The sequence below is a fragment of the Cryptosporangium minutisporangium genome (genome assembly GCF_039536245.1).
GTDB lineage: Bacteria > Actinomycetota > Actinomycetes > Mycobacteriales > Cryptosporangiaceae > Cryptosporangium > Cryptosporangium minutisporangium.
In genome coordinates, this window is sequence record NZ_BAAAYN010000006.1 from 309940 (window position 1) to 325307 (window position 15368).

Sequence of the window (15368 nt, forward strand, 5' to 3'; positions counted from 1 at the left end):
GTCCCAAGCGTGCTGTCTGAGACCTTTGCGCTGCGTCGTCCAGGCGGGGCATCTTCGCCTACCGCCGTGGCAGCACCGGCACCGCTTCTACTGCGCCCGCAGTACGACGGGGTACGCCGGGCGCAGGACGCTCACGCCCCGCCGGCCAGGACGCGCTTGAGGATCTTGCCGCTGGCGTTGCGCGGCAACTCGTCCAGCACGACGACCTCGCGGGGAGCCTTGAAGTTCGCCAGCCGCTCCCGGCAGTACGCGAGTAGCTCCGCGTCGTCGAGGGCCGCACCGGGCCGCAGCGTGACGTACGCGCGCCCGACCGAGCCGAGCCGGTCGTCCGGAACACCGATCACCGCGGCCTCCGCGATCGCGGGGTGACCGGCGACGACGTTCTCCACCTCGGCCGGGTAGACGTTGAACCCGCCGACCGTGAACATGTCCTTGAGCCGGCCGGTGATCGTGACGCAGCCGTGCTCGTCCAGACGGCCCTGATCGCCGGTGTGCAGCCAGCCGTCGCGGTCGATCGTGGCCGCGGTGGCCTCCGGGTCCTCGAAGTAGCCGAGCATCACGTTGTTCCCGCGGATCAGGATCTCCCCGTCGGCGCCGGTCGGCTGCGCGGTGCCGTCGGCGTCGACGATGCGGATCTCCAGGCCGTCGACGGCCGGGCCGGTGGTCTCGGCGACGTGCCGGGGGTCCTCGTTCGGGCGGGACTGCGTGGCGACCACGCACTCGGTCAGCCCGTAGGCCTGGGCGACCTGGTCGAAGCCGAGTACGTCGAGCATCTGCACGAACAGGTTCTCCGGCACGGTGGCGGCCCCGGCGATCGCGAACCGCAGCGACGAGAGGTCGTAGTCCACGCGCTCGGGGTGGTTGATCAGCGTCGTGAAGATCGTCGGCGCGCCCGGGAGCACGGTGATCCGTTCCTGCTGGATCAGACTCATCAGCGCTTCGGGGTCGAACGTGCGTACCGGGTAGACCGTGGTGCCCGCGGTGAACGACGTGACGAAGCCGGCCTTGTAGCCGAAGCTGTGGAAGAACGGGTTGACGACCGCGTACCGGTCCGCCTCGCTGAGTAACGCACCACGCGCCCAGACGTCGGCCACGCCGATCGTCTGCCGGTGGGCGCTCATCACCCCCTTCGGCAGGCCGGTCGTGCCGGAGGTGTAGAGGATGTCGCAGATGGTGTCCGGCGTGACGGCGTCCGCGGCGGCGGCGGCCTCGGCGGGGTCCACCTGGGCGGCCCGGTCCAGGAAGTCGGCCCAGGTCACCGCGTCCGGGTGGGTCCCGGCACCCAGGTCGACGATCGTGTGCAGGTGTGGCGGTCCGGTGCCGTCGGCGGGTCCGGTGCCGTCGGTCTCCGGGGCGCCGGCGCGTGCCAGCATCGCCAGGTAGTCCTGGCCGAGGAAGCCGTCGGAGACGACGAGCGCCGAGGCCCGCGACCGCTCCAGGATCATCCGCGCCTCGGCGCCGCGGAAGCGGGTGTTGAGGGGCACCACCGCGGCGCCGAGGTACGCGGCGCCGCAGAGTGCGACGATGAACTCCGCCTGGTTCGGTGCCCAGATCGCGACCCGATCACCGGGCCGGATGCCCGACGCCAGATACGCTCGGCTCGCGGTCTCGACCTCGCGGAGCAGATCGGCGTAGGTCAGCCGCAGCGAACCGTCGACGATCGCCGGATGGTCGGTATGGCGCTCGGCCGCTTCGCGCAGTAGCCCGGGCATCGTCCGTGCGGTGGACATGGCTGCCTCCCTGAGCAAGTGCTTGTTCGGTAAACTAGGTGCATGGTGTCGATGGAGTCCGTGCCGCGCTCGAAGCGCCGCGCCACGTCCCAGAAGTCGCTCGGACGTCGGAGCGAGCTCCTCGGCATCGCTGCGGAGATGTTCGCGGACCGTGGCTACACCCAGACGACCGTGCGGGACATCGGGGATGCGGCGGGCATCCTCTCCGGCAGCCTCTATCACCACTTCGACTCCAAAGAGGCGATGCTCGACGAAATCCTCCGGGACTTCATGGGCAGCCTCCACGCGGCGTTCGCGGAGATCGTCGCCGAGGGCGAAGGGCCGCGGCAGGTCCTGGAAGGGCTCATCCGCTCCTCCTTCGCCACCATTCACGAACGCCCGCACGCCGTGGCGCTCTACCAGAACGAGTCGTCGCTGCTCGCCCATCTTCCGGACTTCTCCTACGTGGCCCAGACCAGCAACGACATCGCGCAGATCTGGCTGGACGTGCTCGAGGCCGGCCGGAAGGAAGGCACCTTCCGGCAGGACCTGGAGCCCGGCGTCGCCTATCGGTTCATCCGCGACTCGGTCTGGGGCTCGGTCCGCTGGTACTCCCCGGACGGCAAACTCGGCCACGAGAAGGTCGCGGAGCAGTACCTCGCGATGCTCTTCGGTGGCCTGCTCGCCTAGCTCCGCACTTCTCGGTCGCGCAGCCCTTTCGGGTCGATGACCGTCCGGATGAGCTCCAGTTCCTCCGCGGTCGGCGGACGGGTCGGCGGTGCGGATCGGCACTCGATCGGGAACCCGGTGTTGGCCTGTACCTCCTCCGCGGTCACCCCGGGGTGCAGCGAGCGGATCTCCAGCCGACCGTCGGCGTCGTAGCCGAGCACCGCCAGGTTCGTGACCACCACGCCGAGGTCGTGGAACCGCAGTGAGCTGCTCGCATGCGCGCGGGCGCGGTCGTTGCCGACCCCGCAGACCACGTCGACGGACTCCACGAACACCTTCGCCGAGTGCCGGGACACCCAGTAGTCGGTGCGGTGGTTCACAGTGTTGCCCGGCGCGCCGCGGGCCCCGATCAGCTGTCGGGTCGGGCGGTCCCAGTCGCCGATCAGCGAGATGTTCTGGTTGCCGTAGCGGTCGATCTGGCTGGCGCCCATCATGCTGTGGCGTCGCCCCGAGTTGAGGATGTCGAAGATCCGGCTGAACGGCGCCCAGCCCTCGATCACGCCGCCGTCGGCGGCGGTGCCGCCCAGCGGCGGCGGCTCGCTCATCAGGAACGCCTCCCCGTCGGTGAGCACCAGATCGGGGGAGTGGGTCAGGCGGGCGAGCCGGGCGCTGATCGCCGGGACGGTCCCGACCGCGTGCGCGAGGACCTCCCCGGCGCCCCGCCAGGCGTCCGCGCAGGCGGTCACGCAGATCTCGGCGCGGGTCACGTCGCTCATGCCGGTGCTCCTTCGAGAGTCCGCAGGCTCTTCACCGCTGCCTGGTACTGGTCCTCGTCCCCGGTGAGGAACTCCTCGGTGAACGTCCGCCACGCGTCGGGGTCCGCGGCGCTCCGGGCGTAGTGGCGCTGGAACGCCTCGTCGCGGCGGTAGTCCGGCTCGCAGGACGTGAAGTGGGCGCCGTTGCGTGCTTCCACGACGTGGTGCACGAACAACCGGCTGATCAGCAGGGACTGCGGCGGCGCGGTCGCGGTGAGCTCCGCGGTGTCCACGATCTTCTCGACGCTGAGCAGGCAGCGGTCGGCGGCCATCGCGAGCACGTCGTCGAAGTACGGATCCGGCCCCAGGTACTGGCCGTTGCCCTGCGCGTCAGCCCGGTTGAGGTGGATCAGCGCGACGTCCAGCCGGATGCCCGGCACCGCCACGTACACCTCGTCGTCGTAGGGGGACGCGACCGTGCGTAACTCCGGGTTGCGCCGCAGGACGTCGCTCTCCAGCCCGGCCCGGGTCGGCAGGAACGACAACCGGCTCGCCCCGGCCCGCAGCGCGGCGACGAACATGCCCTCGTCGTACTCCGTGACCGGCAGGCCGTGCTGCTCGCGGGCGGCGCGGAAGTGCGGGTCGAGCGGAATGCTGTCCAGGGAGACGAACCCGTAGATCACCCGGCGCACCTTTCCGGCGGCGCAGAGCAGGCCGACGTCCGGACCGCCGAAGCTCACCACGGTCAGGTCGGTGACGTCGCTGCGGAGCAGCTGACGCACGAGCGCCATCGGTTTGCGCCGGGAACCCCAGCCGCCGATGCCGATCGTCATGCCGGACTCGACGTGGCTCGCGACGTCGGCCAGTGCCAGGGTCTTGTTTCCCATTCGTTCTCCCTCGATCGCGATCACACGTACTCCAGGAGCCGGCGGCGGTGAGCGCCGGCCGGGCCGAACAGCTGTGCGGTCGCGTGCGCTCGTTTGAAGTACAGGTGGGCGTCGTGCTCCCAGGTGATCGCGATGCCGCCGTGCAGCTGCACCATCTCCGCGGCGACCGTGCTGAACGCCTCGGAGCACCAGGCCTTGGCGCACGCGGCGCGGTAGCGCAGGGCGTCCGGGTCGGCGTCGGCGGCCGCGGCGGCCCACAAGGCGGCCAGGAACATCGAGCGGGCGCTCTCCACCTGGACGTGCAGGTCGGCCACCCGATGCTTGAGCGCCTGGAACGACCCGAGCGGCCGGCCGAACTGGACGCGGGTCCGCAGGTGCTCGACGGTGCGATCGAGCGCGGCCTGAGCACCGCCCACCTGCAGTGCGGTCACCGCGACCGTCGCCACGTCGTGCACTCGCTCCAGCGCCTCAGCGGCGTCGGTGGTGAGCGCGGTGGCCGGTGCGTCGTCGAAGTGGACGGTCGCGAACCGGAGCGTGGGGTCGAGGGCCGGCGTCGGCTCCCGGATCGCACCCGGAGCCCCGGGCGCCACCTCGAACAGGCCGACGCCGTCCGGCGTGGTGGCCACCGCGAGCAGGAGGTCGGCCTCGGCGCCGTCCACGACCAGCGTCGCGGTGCCGGACAGCCGCCAGCCGTCGGCGGAGCCGCCCGCCGCCGGGCCGGCCGCGGCCGGGCCATCCGCCCGCCTGGCCTCGACGTCCGAGCCGTCCGTGCGCCACCGGCCGCGGGTGTCGGCCCAGGCCAGCGCTCCGATCGTGCGGCCCTCCGCGAGGCCGGGCAGCAGCCGTCCGCGGTGTTCGGGTCCGGCCGCGGCGAGAATCGCCTGGGTGGCGAGGACTCCGGACCCCAGCAGCGGCGTCGGGGTGAGGTCCGCGCCGAGCCGCTCCAACACGACGAGCGTCTCGCTCACCGTGTAGCCGGCGCCGCCGTGCTCCTCCGGGATCGCGAGTGCCGCCGCACCGATCTGTTCGCAGAGCGTCGTCCAGAGGACGTCGTCGTAACCGCGGTCGGACGCGAGGGCCGCGCGCAGATCGAGGGTGTCGGCGCGGCGCCGGGCCAGGCGGGTCACCGCGTCGGCGAGTGCCCGCTGGTCGTCGTCGAGTGCGAGGCGCATGGCTCACGCCCCCCGCAGCGACGCGGCGATTCGTGCCCGGTGGAACGCTGGCGTGCCCCAGGCCCCGAGCAGCGCGCGGACCCGGAGCAGCCAGAGGCTCAGGTCGAACTCCCGGGTGTAGCCGATCGCGCCGTGCAGCTGGAGTGCGGTGCGGGCCGCCCGGTGCGCGGCGTCGGACGCCAGCACCTTCGCGGCGGAGACCTCCCGGGACGCGTCCTCCGGAGTCACCGCCGAGCCGAGCGACCGGGCCGCACCGCCGACCAGCGGCCGGGCGAAGTCGAGGCCGACGCGGACGTCGGCGAGCGCGTGTTTGACGGCCTGATACTCGCCGATGAGCCGACCGAACTGGCGGCGAGCGGTGACGTAGGCGACCGTGTCGTCGAGCAGGCGCTGCCCGGCGCCGACCAGCCACGCCGCGGTACCCAGCGCCACCTGGTCGACGACCCGGTCGTCGACGGTGCCGATCGTCTCCTCCGGGGTGAGCGGCGCGAGGGCCCGCGCCGGGTCGACCGACCGGAGCGGCCGGTCGACGCGGGCCCGGCTGAGCGCGCCGCCGGTCAGCAGGTAGACGTGCGTCGCGGTGTCGGCGTCCAGCGCGTGCGGCGCCCAGGGCAGCGCCGCGCAGGTGACGCGCGCAGTTCCCTTGGCCAGCTCGGGCAGGACCTCGGGGGCGGCGTCGGCGAGCAGGGCCGGTGCGAGCGCGACCGACTCGATCCACGGTCCGGGCACCCCGTGGTAGCCCAGGCGCTCCAGTGCCACGGCGACGTCGAGCGGCGTGCCGCCGAGGCCACCGTGCTCTTCCGGGACGCCCAACGCGGTGACCCCGAGGTCGGCCAGGCGCCCCCAGAGGTGCAGGCCGTCGGCCGGGTCGCCGTCGGCCCAGCGCCGGGTGGCCGCGGGGACGTCCGCGGCGGCCAGCAGGGCGTCGAGCGCGTCGGCGAACGCGCGCTGCTCGTCGGTGAGTGCGAACCTCATGCGCGGGCCTCCCGATCGGTCCGGGGGCGACGCTCGTCCCCGCGCGGAAGCTGGAGCAGGCGCTCGGCGACGATCGTCCGCTGGATCTCGTTCGTGCCCGCGTAGATCGGCCCGCCGAGGGCGAACAGGTAGTCGTCGATCCACGGTCCGACCAGTTCCTGCTCCGGCCCGAGCAGGTCGAGCGCGGTCTCGTGCAGGTCGACGTCGAGCTGCGACCAGAACAGCTTGTTGACGCTGCCGTGCGCGCCCACGTCGCCGCCTGCCCGCAGCCGGTCGACGGTGTCCCAGGTGTAGTAGCGGTAGGCCTGCGCGCCGATCCACGCGTCGACGACCCGTTCGGTGGCAGCGGGCTGGTCGGTCCCACGCCCGCGCCACAGGTCGACGAGACGGTCGGCGGCGGCGAGGAAGCGGCCCGGTGAGCGCAGCGACAGCCCACGTTCGTTGCCCGCGGTGCTCATCGCGACCCGCCAGCCGTCCCCGACGCCGCCCAGCACGTCCGCGTCCGGCACGAAGACGTCGTCGAAGAAGATCTCGGCGAAACCGGGGTCGCCGTCGAGCTGGGCGATCGGCCGGACCGTCACGCCGGGGGCGTCCAGCGGGAAGAGGAAGTAGGTCAGACCGCGATGGCGCTCGGCGTCGGGATCCGACCGGAAGAGGCCGAAGCCGAAGTCGGCGAAGGGCGCGCGGGAGCTCCAGATCTTCTGCCCGTTCAGGATCCAGCCGCCCTCGGCGCGGGTCGCACGGCTCCGGATGCCCGCCAGGTCACTACCGGCTTCCGGCTCCGACCACGCCTGGGCCCAGACGTCGGTGCCGTCCGCCATCCGGGGAAGAATGCGTTGCTGCTGCTCCGGCGTGCCGTGGGCGAACACGATCGGGGCGAGCAGCGAGATGCCGTTCTGGGCGATCCGGGTCGGAGCGCCGGCGCGGTAGTACTCCTCCTCGAACAGGACCCACTCGACCAGCGACGCGTCGCGTCCGCCGAACGCCTCCGGCCAGGCCACCACCGACCAGCGGGCGGCGGCGAGCTCCCGCTCCCACTCCCGATGGGCGCGGGCACCCCGGGGCGTGTCCATCGAGGGCAGACGCCCCGGGCTGTGATCCGCGAGCCACTGCCGGGCCTCGGCGCGGAAGGCGAGTTCGCGCTCGGTGAAGTCCAGACCGCGATCCGAGCCCCAGGTGTCGCGAGGCGCGGTTCCGCCGCGACGGCCGGGCACGCTGCCGGGCGGCGGCGGGCCGGGGAATCCGAGGCCCTCGAGGTGATCGAGGGGGTCGGGTCCGACGAGGTAGTCCGGGTCGCGGAGGGAGTCCGGGTCGCCGAAGAACACCGCCCCGCCGGACGGGTCGGTGGTCATGCCCGGCTCGCCGAGCCCGCCGCGGCGTCGGGGGTTGCCGCCGGGGTTGCGGGCGGCTGCGCCGCGTCGGCGACGGCCTTCTTGTTCGAGGCGGCCATCGCGCGGGCGTCCAGGCCGGCCAGGGAGTCGGTGCTGACCTCGGCGTTGTGGGCGTGCGCGGCGTGGTGCAGTCCGAAGACCGAGTCCATCCCGGTACGCAGGCCCTGCAGATCCTCGGCCTGATTGATCGCCTTCTTCGTCAGCGCGAGCCCGAGCCGGGGCATCTTCGCGATGCGCTCGGCCATCGCGAACACCGTGGTCTCCAGCTCGTCCCGCGGAACGACGTGGTTGACCATGCCGAGGGCGTGGGCGCGCTGCGCGGAGAACCGGTCACCGGTGTAGAGGAACTCCTTGGCCGCGCGGGGGTTCATCACCCACGGATGGGCGAAGTACTCCACGCCCGGGATGTTCATCCGGACGACCGGGTCGGAGAAGAACGCGTCCTCGGAGGCGACGATGAAGTCGCAGGACCAGGCCAGCATGAGCCCACCGGCGATGCACGCACCCTGGACCATCGCGATCATCGGCTTCGGGATCTCGCGCCAGCGGCGGCACATTCCGAGGTAGACCTCGGACTCGCGGGCGTACCGGGAGTCGACGCCCTGCTTGTCGGTGTGGTCCCACCAGATCACGGCCTTGCGCTCGAACGACTCGTCGATGTCCCGGCCGGGGGTGCCGATGTCGTGGCCGCCGCTGAAGTGCTTCCCGGTGCCGGCCAGCACGATCACCTTGACCGCGTCGTCGTCGACGGCCCGGACGAACGCCGCGTCCAGGGCGTAGGTGACCTTGGAGTTCTGCGCGTTCGTGTACTTCGGACGATTGACCGTGACGAGCGCGACCGGCCCCCGCACCTCGTAGGTGACGACCGGTTCGCCGTTCTCGACGTGCGGCTCGAACGTCGTCATGGAAGTCCCTCCTCGGTTCGTGCGCCTGCGAGACCCACCGGGCACTACCTGGCACGCTACCAAACAAGTGCTTGGTGAAGTAGGGTGAGTGTGCCCGCGACGAGGAGGAGCCGGTGGACACGACATACTCGTCCGAGGACGCCTTCCCGGAGGAGGCCGCCTTCCGCAAAGAGGTGCGGACCTGGCTCGCCGACAACCTGACCGGCGAGTTCGCGGCGGTGCGCGGTCTCGGCGGCTCCGGGCGGGAGCACGAGGCCTACCCGGAGCGGATCGCCTGGAACCGGCACCTCGCCGCCGCGGGCTGGACCTGCCTCGGCTGGCCGGTCGAGTACGGCGGCCGCGGGCTCAGCCTGCTCCAGCAGGTCGTCTTCCACGAGGAGTACGCCCGCGCGAACGCACCGGCTCGAGTCAACCACCTCGGCGAGGAACTGTTGGGCCCGACGCTGATCGCGCTGGGCACCGACGTCCAGAAGGCCCGGTTCCTGCCCCGGATCGTCGACGTCACCGAGCTGTGGTGCCAAGGCTACTCCGAGCCGGACGCCGGGTCCGACCTCGCGAACGTCCGCACCCGCGCGCACCGGGACGGCGACGAGTGGGTCATCGACGGGCAGAAGATCTGGACGTCGCTGGCCCACCACTCCGACTGGTGCTTCGCGGTCGTCCGCACCGAGCCGGGCTCCCGCCGCCACGCCGGGCTGTCCTACCTGCTCGTCCCGCTCGACCAGCCCGGCGTCGAGATCCGCCCGATCCAGCAGCTCACCGGCACCTCCGAGTTCAACGAGGTGTTCTTCGCCGGAGCCCGCACGCGCGCGGATCTGGTCGTGGGCGAGCCGGGAGACGGGTGGCGGGTCGCGATGGCCACCCTCGGCTTCGAGCGGGGCGTCTCCACGATCGGGCAGCAGGTCGGCTTCGCCCGCGAGCTCGGCACGGTCGTGGCCGAGGCCCGCGCCAACGGGTCGTTCGACGATCCGCTGATCGCCGACCGGATCGCCCGTGCCAAGCTCGGCCTGGAGGTCCTGCGCACCCACGCGCTGCGGACCCTCAGCGAGGACGCCACCGCTCCCGGGGCCGCGTCGGTGTCGAAGCTGCTCTGGGCCCGCTGGCACCGGGAGCTGGGAGAACTGGCGATGGACGTCCGCGGCGCTGGCGGGTTGACCGTCGGCCCGGACTACGCGCTGGACGACGCGCAGACTTTGTACCTGTTCTCCCGTGCCGACACCCTCTACGGCGGCTCGGACGAGGTGCAGCGCAACATCCTCGCCGAGCGCGTGCTCGGCCTACCGAAGGAGCCTCGCCCGTGATTCCTGAGTACGTGCCGGGTCACTCGCTGCTGAGCGGGCGCACGGTGGTGGTCACGGCCGCGGCCGGCGCCGGGATCGGCGCGGCGGTCGTCCGCCGGTGCCTGGAGGAGGAGGCCCGCGCCGTCGTGCTCGGCGACGTCCACAAGCGCCGTCTGGACGAGGCGGTCGAGACCCTGAGTGGCGAGTTCGGCGCCGAGCGCGTCGCCGGTGTGCTCTGCGACGTGACGAGCGAGGACGACGTCGAAGCGCTGTTCGCCGCGGCGGAGCCGTTCGGCGGTGTCGACGTGCTGGTCAACAACGCCGGGCTCGGCGGCACCGCGTCGATCCTCGAGATGACCGACGAGCAGTGGTCCCGGGTACTCGACATCACGCTCACCGGGACGATGCGCTGCACCCGGGCCGCCGCGCGACGTCTCGTGAACAGCGGACGCCGGGGCGTGATCGTCAACAACGCGTCGGTCGTCGGCTGGCGCGCCCAAGAGGGCCAGGCGCACTACGCCGCCGCGAAGGCCGGCGTGATGGCGCTGACTCGCTGCTCCGCGCTCGATCTGGCGTCGCACGGTATCCGGGTCAACGCGGTCTCGCCGAGCCTGGCGATGCACCCGTTCCTCGCCAAGGTCACCTCCGACGAGGTGCTCGCCGAGCTGACCGCCCGGGAGGCGTTCGGGCGGGCCGCGGAGCCGTGGGAGGTCGCCAACGTCGTCGTGTTCCTCGCCAGCGACTACTCGTCGTACCTGACCGGCGAGGTCGTCTCCGTCAGCAGCCAGCATCCGTAGGAGGATCCCCGTGCCCGAGGCCTACATCGTCGAGGCGGTCCGCACCCCCGTGGGGAAACGGGGTGGTTCGCTGGCGGGGATGCACTCCGCCGACCTCGGCGGGCACGTGCTCGCCGCGCTGATGCGCCGCAGCGGCGTCGACCCGGCCGCGGTCGACGACGTCATCCTCGGCTGCTGCGACACGATCGGCTCCCAGGCCGGCGACGTCGCGCGCACCGCGTGGCTGGTCGCCGGGCTACCCGACCACGTCCCCGGCGTCACGATCGACCGGCAGTGCGGGTCGTCGCAGCAGGCGGTGCACTTCGCCGCGCAGGCGGTGATGTCCGGCACCGCGGACCTGGTCGTCGCCGGCGGTGTGCAGAACATGTCCGCGATCCCGATCTCGGCGGCGATGACCGTCGGGGAGCAGTTCGGCTTCACGACCCCGTTCGCCGAGTCGCCGGGCTGGCAGGCCCGCTACGGCGACCAGGAGGTCTCCCAGTTCCGGTCGGCGGAGATGATCGCGGAGAAGTGGGGGCTCTCCCGGGAGCGGATGGAGCAGTTCGCGCTCGCCAGCCACGAGCGGGCGCTCGCGGCGATCGACTCCGGCCACTTCGAGCGGGAGATCGAGCCGGTCGGGGAGTTCACGACCGACGAAGGTCCCCGGCGCGGGACGTCGCTCGCCAAGATGGCGTCGCTCGCGCCGCTGCGTGAGGGCGGGCGGCTCACCGCGGCGCTGGCCTCGCAGATCAGTGACGCGGCGAGCGCGCTGCTGGTGGCCTCGTCGTCGGCGGTGACGACGCACGGGCTCACGCCGCGGGCGCGCGTGCACCACCTCAGCGTCTACGCCGACGATCCGGTGTGGATGCTCACCGGGCCGATCCCGGCGACCAGGCGGGCGCTGGAGAAGGCCGGGCTGACGATCGACGACATCGACCTGTTCGAGGTCAACGAGGCGTTCGCGTCGGTGGTGCTGGCGTGGGCGGAGGAGCTCGGCGCCGACCTGGCGAAGACGAACGTCAACGGCGGGGCGATCGCGCTCGGCCACCCGATCGGCGCGACCGGGACCCGGCTGATGACCAGCCTGCTGCACGAACTGGAACGCACCGGCGGCCGCTACGGCCTGCAGGTGATGTGCGAGGGCGGCGGCCAGGCCAACGTGACGATCCTCGAACGTCTCTGACGCCCTGGGCGTTGCACAGATTTCGCCGCTATGCCGGCGACTTCTGTGCATCGCCCCCCAGGGCCCCATGGGCGGCGGTGAGATGGGCGACGGCGTCGGCGATTGTGCGGTTGACGAGTTCGGCGCAGCTGGGCAGGTCCTCGATCATGCCTACTACCTGGCCGGACGCTAGCATGCCCGCCGACGTGTCGCCCTCGACCAGGCCGGCGCGCAGCAGCATCGGGGTGTTCGCGGCCTGCATCGTCTGCGCCCAGGAGCGATCGCTGCCGCGGGTCATCGCCCAGCCGTCGGCCAGCAGGGAGCGCCAGGAGGCTCCACTCATCCGCTTGTAGGCCAGCGTCCGCCCCACCGTCGAGGTCGCGCGGCGGAGGCGGTTCCCGCTCTCCAGCGACTCGACGAACGGCGTGCGCAGCAGCCGGTGCGGCATGCCGTCGGCCTTCGTCGTCACGACCGTGCCGGTGAGGCCGAACTCCAGGTACTGCCGCTTGACTGGGTCGGGGACCGCGCTGTCGCTGGTGAGCAGGAACCGCGTGCCCATCCCGATGCCGGCGGCGCCGTAGGAGAGCGCGGCGGCCAGGCCGCGGCCGTCGAAGAATCCACCGGCCGCCACCACCGGGATGTCGACGGCGTCGAGGACGGACGGCAGCAGGAGCGTCGTCGGCACCGGGCCGGTGTGGCCGCCGCCCTCCCCGCCCTGCACCATCACGAGGTCCGCGCCCCACGACGCCACCTTGCGGGCGTGCTTCGCGGCGCCGACCGAGGGCATGACGACGATCCCGTGCTCTTTGAGCTTCGCGATGAGCTCCGGCTTCGGCGCGAGCGCGAACGAGGCCACCTTCACGCCGTGCCGGATGAGCAGGTCGACGCGCTGGCCGGCGTCGCCCGCGTCCGCCCGCAAGTTGACGCCGAACGGGCGGTCGGTGCGCTCCTGGACCTCCAGGATCGCCTTCTCCAGCTCGTCGACGCTCATCGTCGCCGACGCGAGGATCCCCAGTGCGCCGGCTTTGGCGGTGGCCGAGACGAGCCGCGGCCCGGCGACCCAGCCCATTCCGGTCTGGACGATCGGGTGCTCGACGCCGGTGAGCTCGGTGAGCGGGGTGCGGAGCCGGCTCATCGCGTCGCGTGCCCGTCGCGCACGAACGCGTCGCGGTGCTCGTCGGCGACCCCGGCGAGGTTGAGCTCGAACGTGAAGCCCTGCTCGAAGCGGTAGCTGCGGTTGACGTCGACCGGCTCGATGCCGTTGAGCGCCTCCTTGGCCGCCCGGATCACCCGCGTGTCCTTCGCCGCGATCTCCCGTGCCACCACGAGCGTCGCCTCCGCCAGCTCCTCGCGGGGGACGACGTCGAGCACGGACCCGTGCCGGTGCAACTCGGCCGCCGGGATCGTGCGGCCGGTGAAGTACATCGTTCGCATGAGCTGCTGCGGTACCAGCCGCGCGAGGTGCGTCGCGGCGCCGAGCGCACCCCGGTCGACCTCGGGGACGCCGAAGTACGCGTCGTCGCTGGCCACGATCGTGTCGCAGTTGCCGACCAGCCCGACGCCGCCGCCGAGGCAGAAGCCCTGCACGGACGCGATCACCGGCACCGGGCACTCGTAGACGGCCTTGAATGCGGCGTAACAGCCCCGGTTCGCGCCGATCAGCGCGTCGAACCCGGCCGTGCGCTGCATCTCTTTGATGTCCACCCCGGCGTTGAACCCGCGCCCCTCGGCGCGGAGAACGACCACGTGGACGGCCGGATCCTCGCCGAGCGACCGCAGCGTCTCGGCGATTCCGAACCATCCGGCGACCGGTAGGGCGTTCACCGGCGGATAGTCCATCGTGACGACGCCGATCGAGCCGTCCACGAGCTGGGTCGAGAGAGTCATGGCGCGTTCCTAACCTAGCGATTGCTTGGTAGCCTAGCAGCCGCTTGGTCGGTGCAGACCGGGTTGACTCGAACGGAGAAGGAGTGCGGATGACCGGCATCCTCGAAGGGCGCGTCGCGATCGTCACCGGTGCCGGGCGTGGCCTGGGGCGCGAGCACGCGCTGGAACTCGCGCGGCAGGGCGCGAAGGTCGTCGTCAACGACCTCGGCACCTCCGGCTCGGGGGAGGGTGCGTCGAGCGCGCCGGCCGAGGAGGTCGCGGCGGCGATCCGGACGGCCGGCGGTGAGGCGGTCACCAACGGCGCCGACGTCGCCGACTTCGCCGCCGCCGAGGCGATGGTCGCGCAGGCGATCGAGGCGTTCGGAGGGCTGGACGTCCTCGTCAACAACGCGGGCTTCGTCCGCGACCGCATGCTGGTGAACACGTCCGAAGAGGAGTGGGACGCGGTGATCCGCGTGCACCTCAAGGGGCACTTCGCGCCGCTGCGCCACGCCGCGGCGTACTGGCGGCGGGAGGCGAAGGCCGGCCGCCCGCGAGCGGCGCGGGTGATCAACACGTCCTCGGGCGCGGGGCTGCAGGGCAGCGTCGGGCAGGGCACGTACTCGGCGGCGAAGGCGGGGATCGCCGGGCTCACCCTGGTCGCCGCGGAGGAGCTGGCCTCCTACGGGGTCACGGTGAACGCGATCGCGCCGTCCGCGCGGACCCGGATGACCGACGGGCCGTTCGCGACGAAGATGGCGCGGCCGGCCGAGGGGTTCGACGCGATGGACCCAGCGAACGTGTCGCCGGTGGTGGCGTGGCTCGCCAGCGTCGAGGCGGGCGACGTCACCGGTCGGGTGATCGAGATCGAGGGCGGCCAGATCTGCGTCGAGGAGGGGTGGCGGCACGGGCCGGCGCACGAGCTCGGTACGCGCTGGAAGGCCGCCGACGTCGGCCCGGCCCTGCGCGCGCTGCTCGAGCGTGCGACCGCCCCGGAGCCGGTTTACGGCGCCCGCCCGGCCGCTCCCGCGCCGACGGCCCCCACCGGAGTGCGGGCGTGACCGCGTCGGCCGCCGCGCCCGTCACCGCGGGTGACTGGGCCGGGCGGCACCTCGGCGACCGCACGGTGGCCTGGACCGAGCGCGATCCCATCCTCTACGCGCTGGCCGTCGGCGCCCGCCCCGACCAGCTCGACCTGGTCTACGAGAAGCAGCTGCGGGTGCTGCCGTCGTTCGCGCTCACGCTCGCACAGTGGGCGCCGGACGCGCTCGGCTCCGCCGGTGCGTTCGACGTCGCCACCGCGCTCCACGGCGCCCAGCGGCTGACCGTGCGGGAACCCCTTCCGCCCGCCGGCGAGCTGACGCTCTCCGCCCGCGTCGGCGACGTCTGGGACAAGGGCAGCGCGGCGGTCTTCGACGTCACGGTCGAGAGCCGGTGCTTCGTCGCCACCTGGACGCTGTTCGCGCCCGGCCGCGGTGGCTTCGGCGGTGAGCGCGGTCCGGGCCGGCCGGCGCCGCCGGACAGCGCGCCGATCGACACCGCACCGGTGGCGCTCGCGCCGAACGCGGCCGCGCTCTATCGGCTGCTCGGCGACCGGCACGCGATCCACGTCGACCCCACCGCCGCCGCCGCGATCGGCCTGCCGATCCGGGTCCGGCCCGGCCTGGCGACGCTCGCGACGGCCGCGCTGGCTCTCGCCGAGACCGTGGGCGCCCACCCCGCCGACCTGCGGGAGCTGTCCGGCCGGTTCGCCGCGCCGGTCTTCCCCGGCGAGACGGTGACGGTCCGCAGCTACCCCGGCGGCACGTTCGACGTGGTGTC

General features: G+C 72.6%; 15 protein-coding genes. 6 read left to right on the forward strand and 9 right to left on the reverse strand.

Annotation, left to right across the window (positions count from 1 at the left end; all coding sequences use genetic code 11):
• Positions 1-131: 131 nt before the first annotated feature.
• Complete coding sequence (locus ABEB28_RS06260) at positions 132-1712, reverse strand: AMP-binding protein (protein ID WP_345727060.1); 1581 nt, start codon at positions 1710-1712, stop codon at positions 132-134.
• 69 nt (positions 1713-1781) lie between these two features.
• Here ABEB28_RS06260 and ABEB28_RS06265 point away from each other — a divergent pair, with 69 nt between their 5' ends.
• Positions 1782-2399 carry a TetR/AcrR family transcriptional regulator gene (locus tag ABEB28_RS06265; RefSeq protein ID WP_345727061.1) on the forward strand — a complete coding sequence of 206 codons (618 nt, stop codon included), beginning with the start codon at positions 1782-1784 and terminating at the stop codon, positions 2397-2399.
• Here ABEB28_RS06265 and ABEB28_RS06270 read toward each other — a convergent pair.
• From ABEB28_RS06270 to ABEB28_RS06295, 6 genes are read right to left on the reverse strand one after another with little or no spacing between them, the layout of a single operon-like run.
• Complete coding sequence (locus ABEB28_RS06270; protein ID WP_345727004.1) at positions 2396-3154, reverse strand: CoA-transferase subunit beta; 759 nt, start codon at positions 3152-3154, stop codon at positions 2396-2398. The genes ABEB28_RS06265 and ABEB28_RS06270 overlap by 4 nt on opposite strands.
• The gene (locus tag ABEB28_RS06275) at positions 3151-4020 is read right to left on the reverse strand and encodes a CoA transferase subunit A (protein ID WP_345727005.1); all 870 of its coding nucleotides are present in this window, start codon (positions 4018-4020) and stop codon (positions 3151-3153) included. Before ABEB28_RS06275 ends, ABEB28_RS06270 begins: the two co-directional genes overlap by 4 nt.
• A 20-nt stretch (positions 4021-4040) precedes the next feature.
• The gene (locus ABEB28_RS06280) at positions 4041-5192 is read right to left on the reverse strand and encodes an acyl-CoA dehydrogenase family protein (protein ID WP_345727006.1); all 1152 of its coding nucleotides are present in this window, start codon (positions 5190-5192) and stop codon (positions 4041-4043) included.
• 3 nt (positions 5193-5195) lie between these two features.
• Positions 5196-6167 (reverse strand): acyl-CoA dehydrogenase family protein, encoded by a 972-nt coding sequence (locus tag ABEB28_RS06285; protein ID WP_345727007.1) that lies wholly within the window; start codon positions 6165-6167, stop codon positions 5196-5198.
• Positions 6164-7519: an acyl-CoA dehydrogenase family protein gene (locus ABEB28_RS06290; protein WP_345727008.1), complete on the reverse strand. Its 1356-nt coding sequence runs from the start codon at positions 7517-7519 to the stop codon at positions 6164-6166. The genes ABEB28_RS06285 and ABEB28_RS06290 overlap by 4 nt, the downstream gene beginning before the upstream one ends.
• A complete protein-coding gene (locus ABEB28_RS06295; protein ID WP_345727009.1) occupies positions 7516-8463 on the reverse strand; it encodes an enoyl-CoA hydratase in 948 nt (315 codons plus the stop codon). Before ABEB28_RS06295 ends, ABEB28_RS06290 begins: the two co-directional genes overlap by 4 nt.
• 113 nt (positions 8464-8576) lie before the next feature.
• Here ABEB28_RS06295 and ABEB28_RS06300 point away from each other — a divergent pair, with 113 nt between their 5' ends.
• The 3 genes from ABEB28_RS06300 to ABEB28_RS06310 are packed head-to-tail and all read left to right on the forward strand — an operon-like array spanning position 8577 to position 11702.
• Positions 8577-9764: an acyl-CoA dehydrogenase family protein gene (locus tag ABEB28_RS06300; protein WP_345727010.1), complete on the forward strand. Its 1188-nt coding sequence runs from the start codon at positions 8577-8579 to the stop codon at positions 9762-9764.
• Positions 9761-10540, forward strand: a complete 780-nt coding sequence (locus ABEB28_RS06305; RefSeq protein WP_345727011.1) for an SDR family oxidoreductase — start codon at positions 9761-9763, stop codon at positions 10538-10540. Before ABEB28_RS06300 ends, ABEB28_RS06305 begins: the two co-directional genes overlap by 4 nt.
• Positions 10541-10550: 10 nt before the next feature.
• Complete coding sequence (locus ABEB28_RS06310; protein ID WP_345727012.1) at positions 10551-11702, forward strand: acetyl-CoA C-acetyltransferase; 1152 nt, start codon at positions 10551-10553, stop codon at positions 11700-11702.
• Between the two features lie 28 nt (positions 11703-11730).
• On the opposite strand, the gene ABEB28_RS06315 is transcribed toward ABEB28_RS06310, so the two are convergent.
• Positions 11731-12816, reverse strand: a complete 1086-nt coding sequence (locus tag ABEB28_RS06315; RefSeq protein WP_345727013.1) for an NAD(P)H-dependent flavin oxidoreductase — start codon at positions 12814-12816, stop codon at positions 11731-11733.
• Positions 12813-13568, reverse strand: a complete 756-nt coding sequence (locus tag ABEB28_RS06320; protein ID WP_345727014.1) for an enoyl-CoA hydratase family protein — start codon at positions 13566-13568, stop codon at positions 12813-12815. The genes ABEB28_RS06315 and ABEB28_RS06320 overlap by 4 nt, the downstream gene beginning before the upstream one ends.
• Before the next feature lie 89 nt (positions 13569-13657).
• Between ABEB28_RS06320 and ABEB28_RS06325 the strand changes: the two genes are divergently transcribed.
• Together ABEB28_RS06325 and ABEB28_RS06330 are read left to right on the forward strand one after the other, a co-directional pair.
• Positions 13658-14608, forward strand: a complete 951-nt coding sequence (locus ABEB28_RS06325; protein ID WP_345727015.1) for an SDR family oxidoreductase — start codon at positions 13658-13660, stop codon at positions 14606-14608.
• Positions 14605-15368: MaoC/PaaZ C-terminal domain-containing protein (locus ABEB28_RS06330; RefSeq protein ID WP_345727016.1), on the forward strand; the 764-nt coding region annotated here is incomplete at its 3' end. The genes ABEB28_RS06325 and ABEB28_RS06330, both read left to right, overlap by 4 nt.

Excerpts from the sequence above, each read along its gene's own strand:
- ABEB28_RS06260 (WP_345727060.1), bottom strand. The coding sequence starts at position 1,712 with ATGCCCGGGCTACTGCGCGAAGCGGCCGAGCGCCATACCGACCATCCG.
- ABEB28_RS06265 (WP_345727061.1), top strand. The coding sequence starts at position 1,782 with ATGGAGTCCGTGCCGCGCTCGAAGCGCCGCGCCACGTCCCAGAAGTCG.
- ABEB28_RS06270 (WP_345727004.1), bottom strand. The coding sequence starts at position 3,154 with ATGAGCGACGTGACCCGCGCCGAGATCTGCGTGACCGCCTGCGCGGAC.
- ABEB28_RS06275 (WP_345727005.1), bottom strand. The coding sequence starts at position 4,020 with ATGGGAAACAAGACCCTGGCACTGGCCGACGTCGCGAGCCACGTCGAG.
- ABEB28_RS06280 (WP_345727006.1), bottom strand. The coding sequence starts at position 5,192 with ATGCGCCTCGCACTCGACGACGACCAGCGGGCACTCGCCGACGCGGTG.
- ABEB28_RS06285 (WP_345727007.1), bottom strand. The coding sequence starts at position 6,167 with ATGAGGTTCGCACTCACCGACGAGCAGCGCGCGTTCGCCGACGCGCTC.
- ABEB28_RS06290 (WP_345727008.1), bottom strand. The coding sequence starts at position 7,519 with ATGACCACCGACCCGTCCGGCGGGGCGGTGTTCTTCGGCGACCCGGAC.
- ABEB28_RS06295 (WP_345727009.1), bottom strand. The coding sequence starts at position 8,463 with ATGACGACGTTCGAGCCGCACGTCGAGAACGGCGAACCGGTCGTCACC.
- ABEB28_RS06315 (WP_345727013.1), bottom strand. The coding sequence starts at position 12,816 with ATGAGCCGGCTCCGCACCCCGCTCACCGAGCTCACCGGCGTCGAGCAC.
- ABEB28_RS06320 (WP_345727014.1), bottom strand. The coding sequence starts at position 13,568 with ATGACTCTCTCGACCCAGCTCGTGGACGGCTCGATCGGCGTCGTCACG.
- ABEB28_RS06325 (WP_345727015.1), top strand. The coding sequence starts at position 13,658 with ATGACCGGCATCCTCGAAGGGCGCGTCGCGATCGTCACCGGTGCCGGG.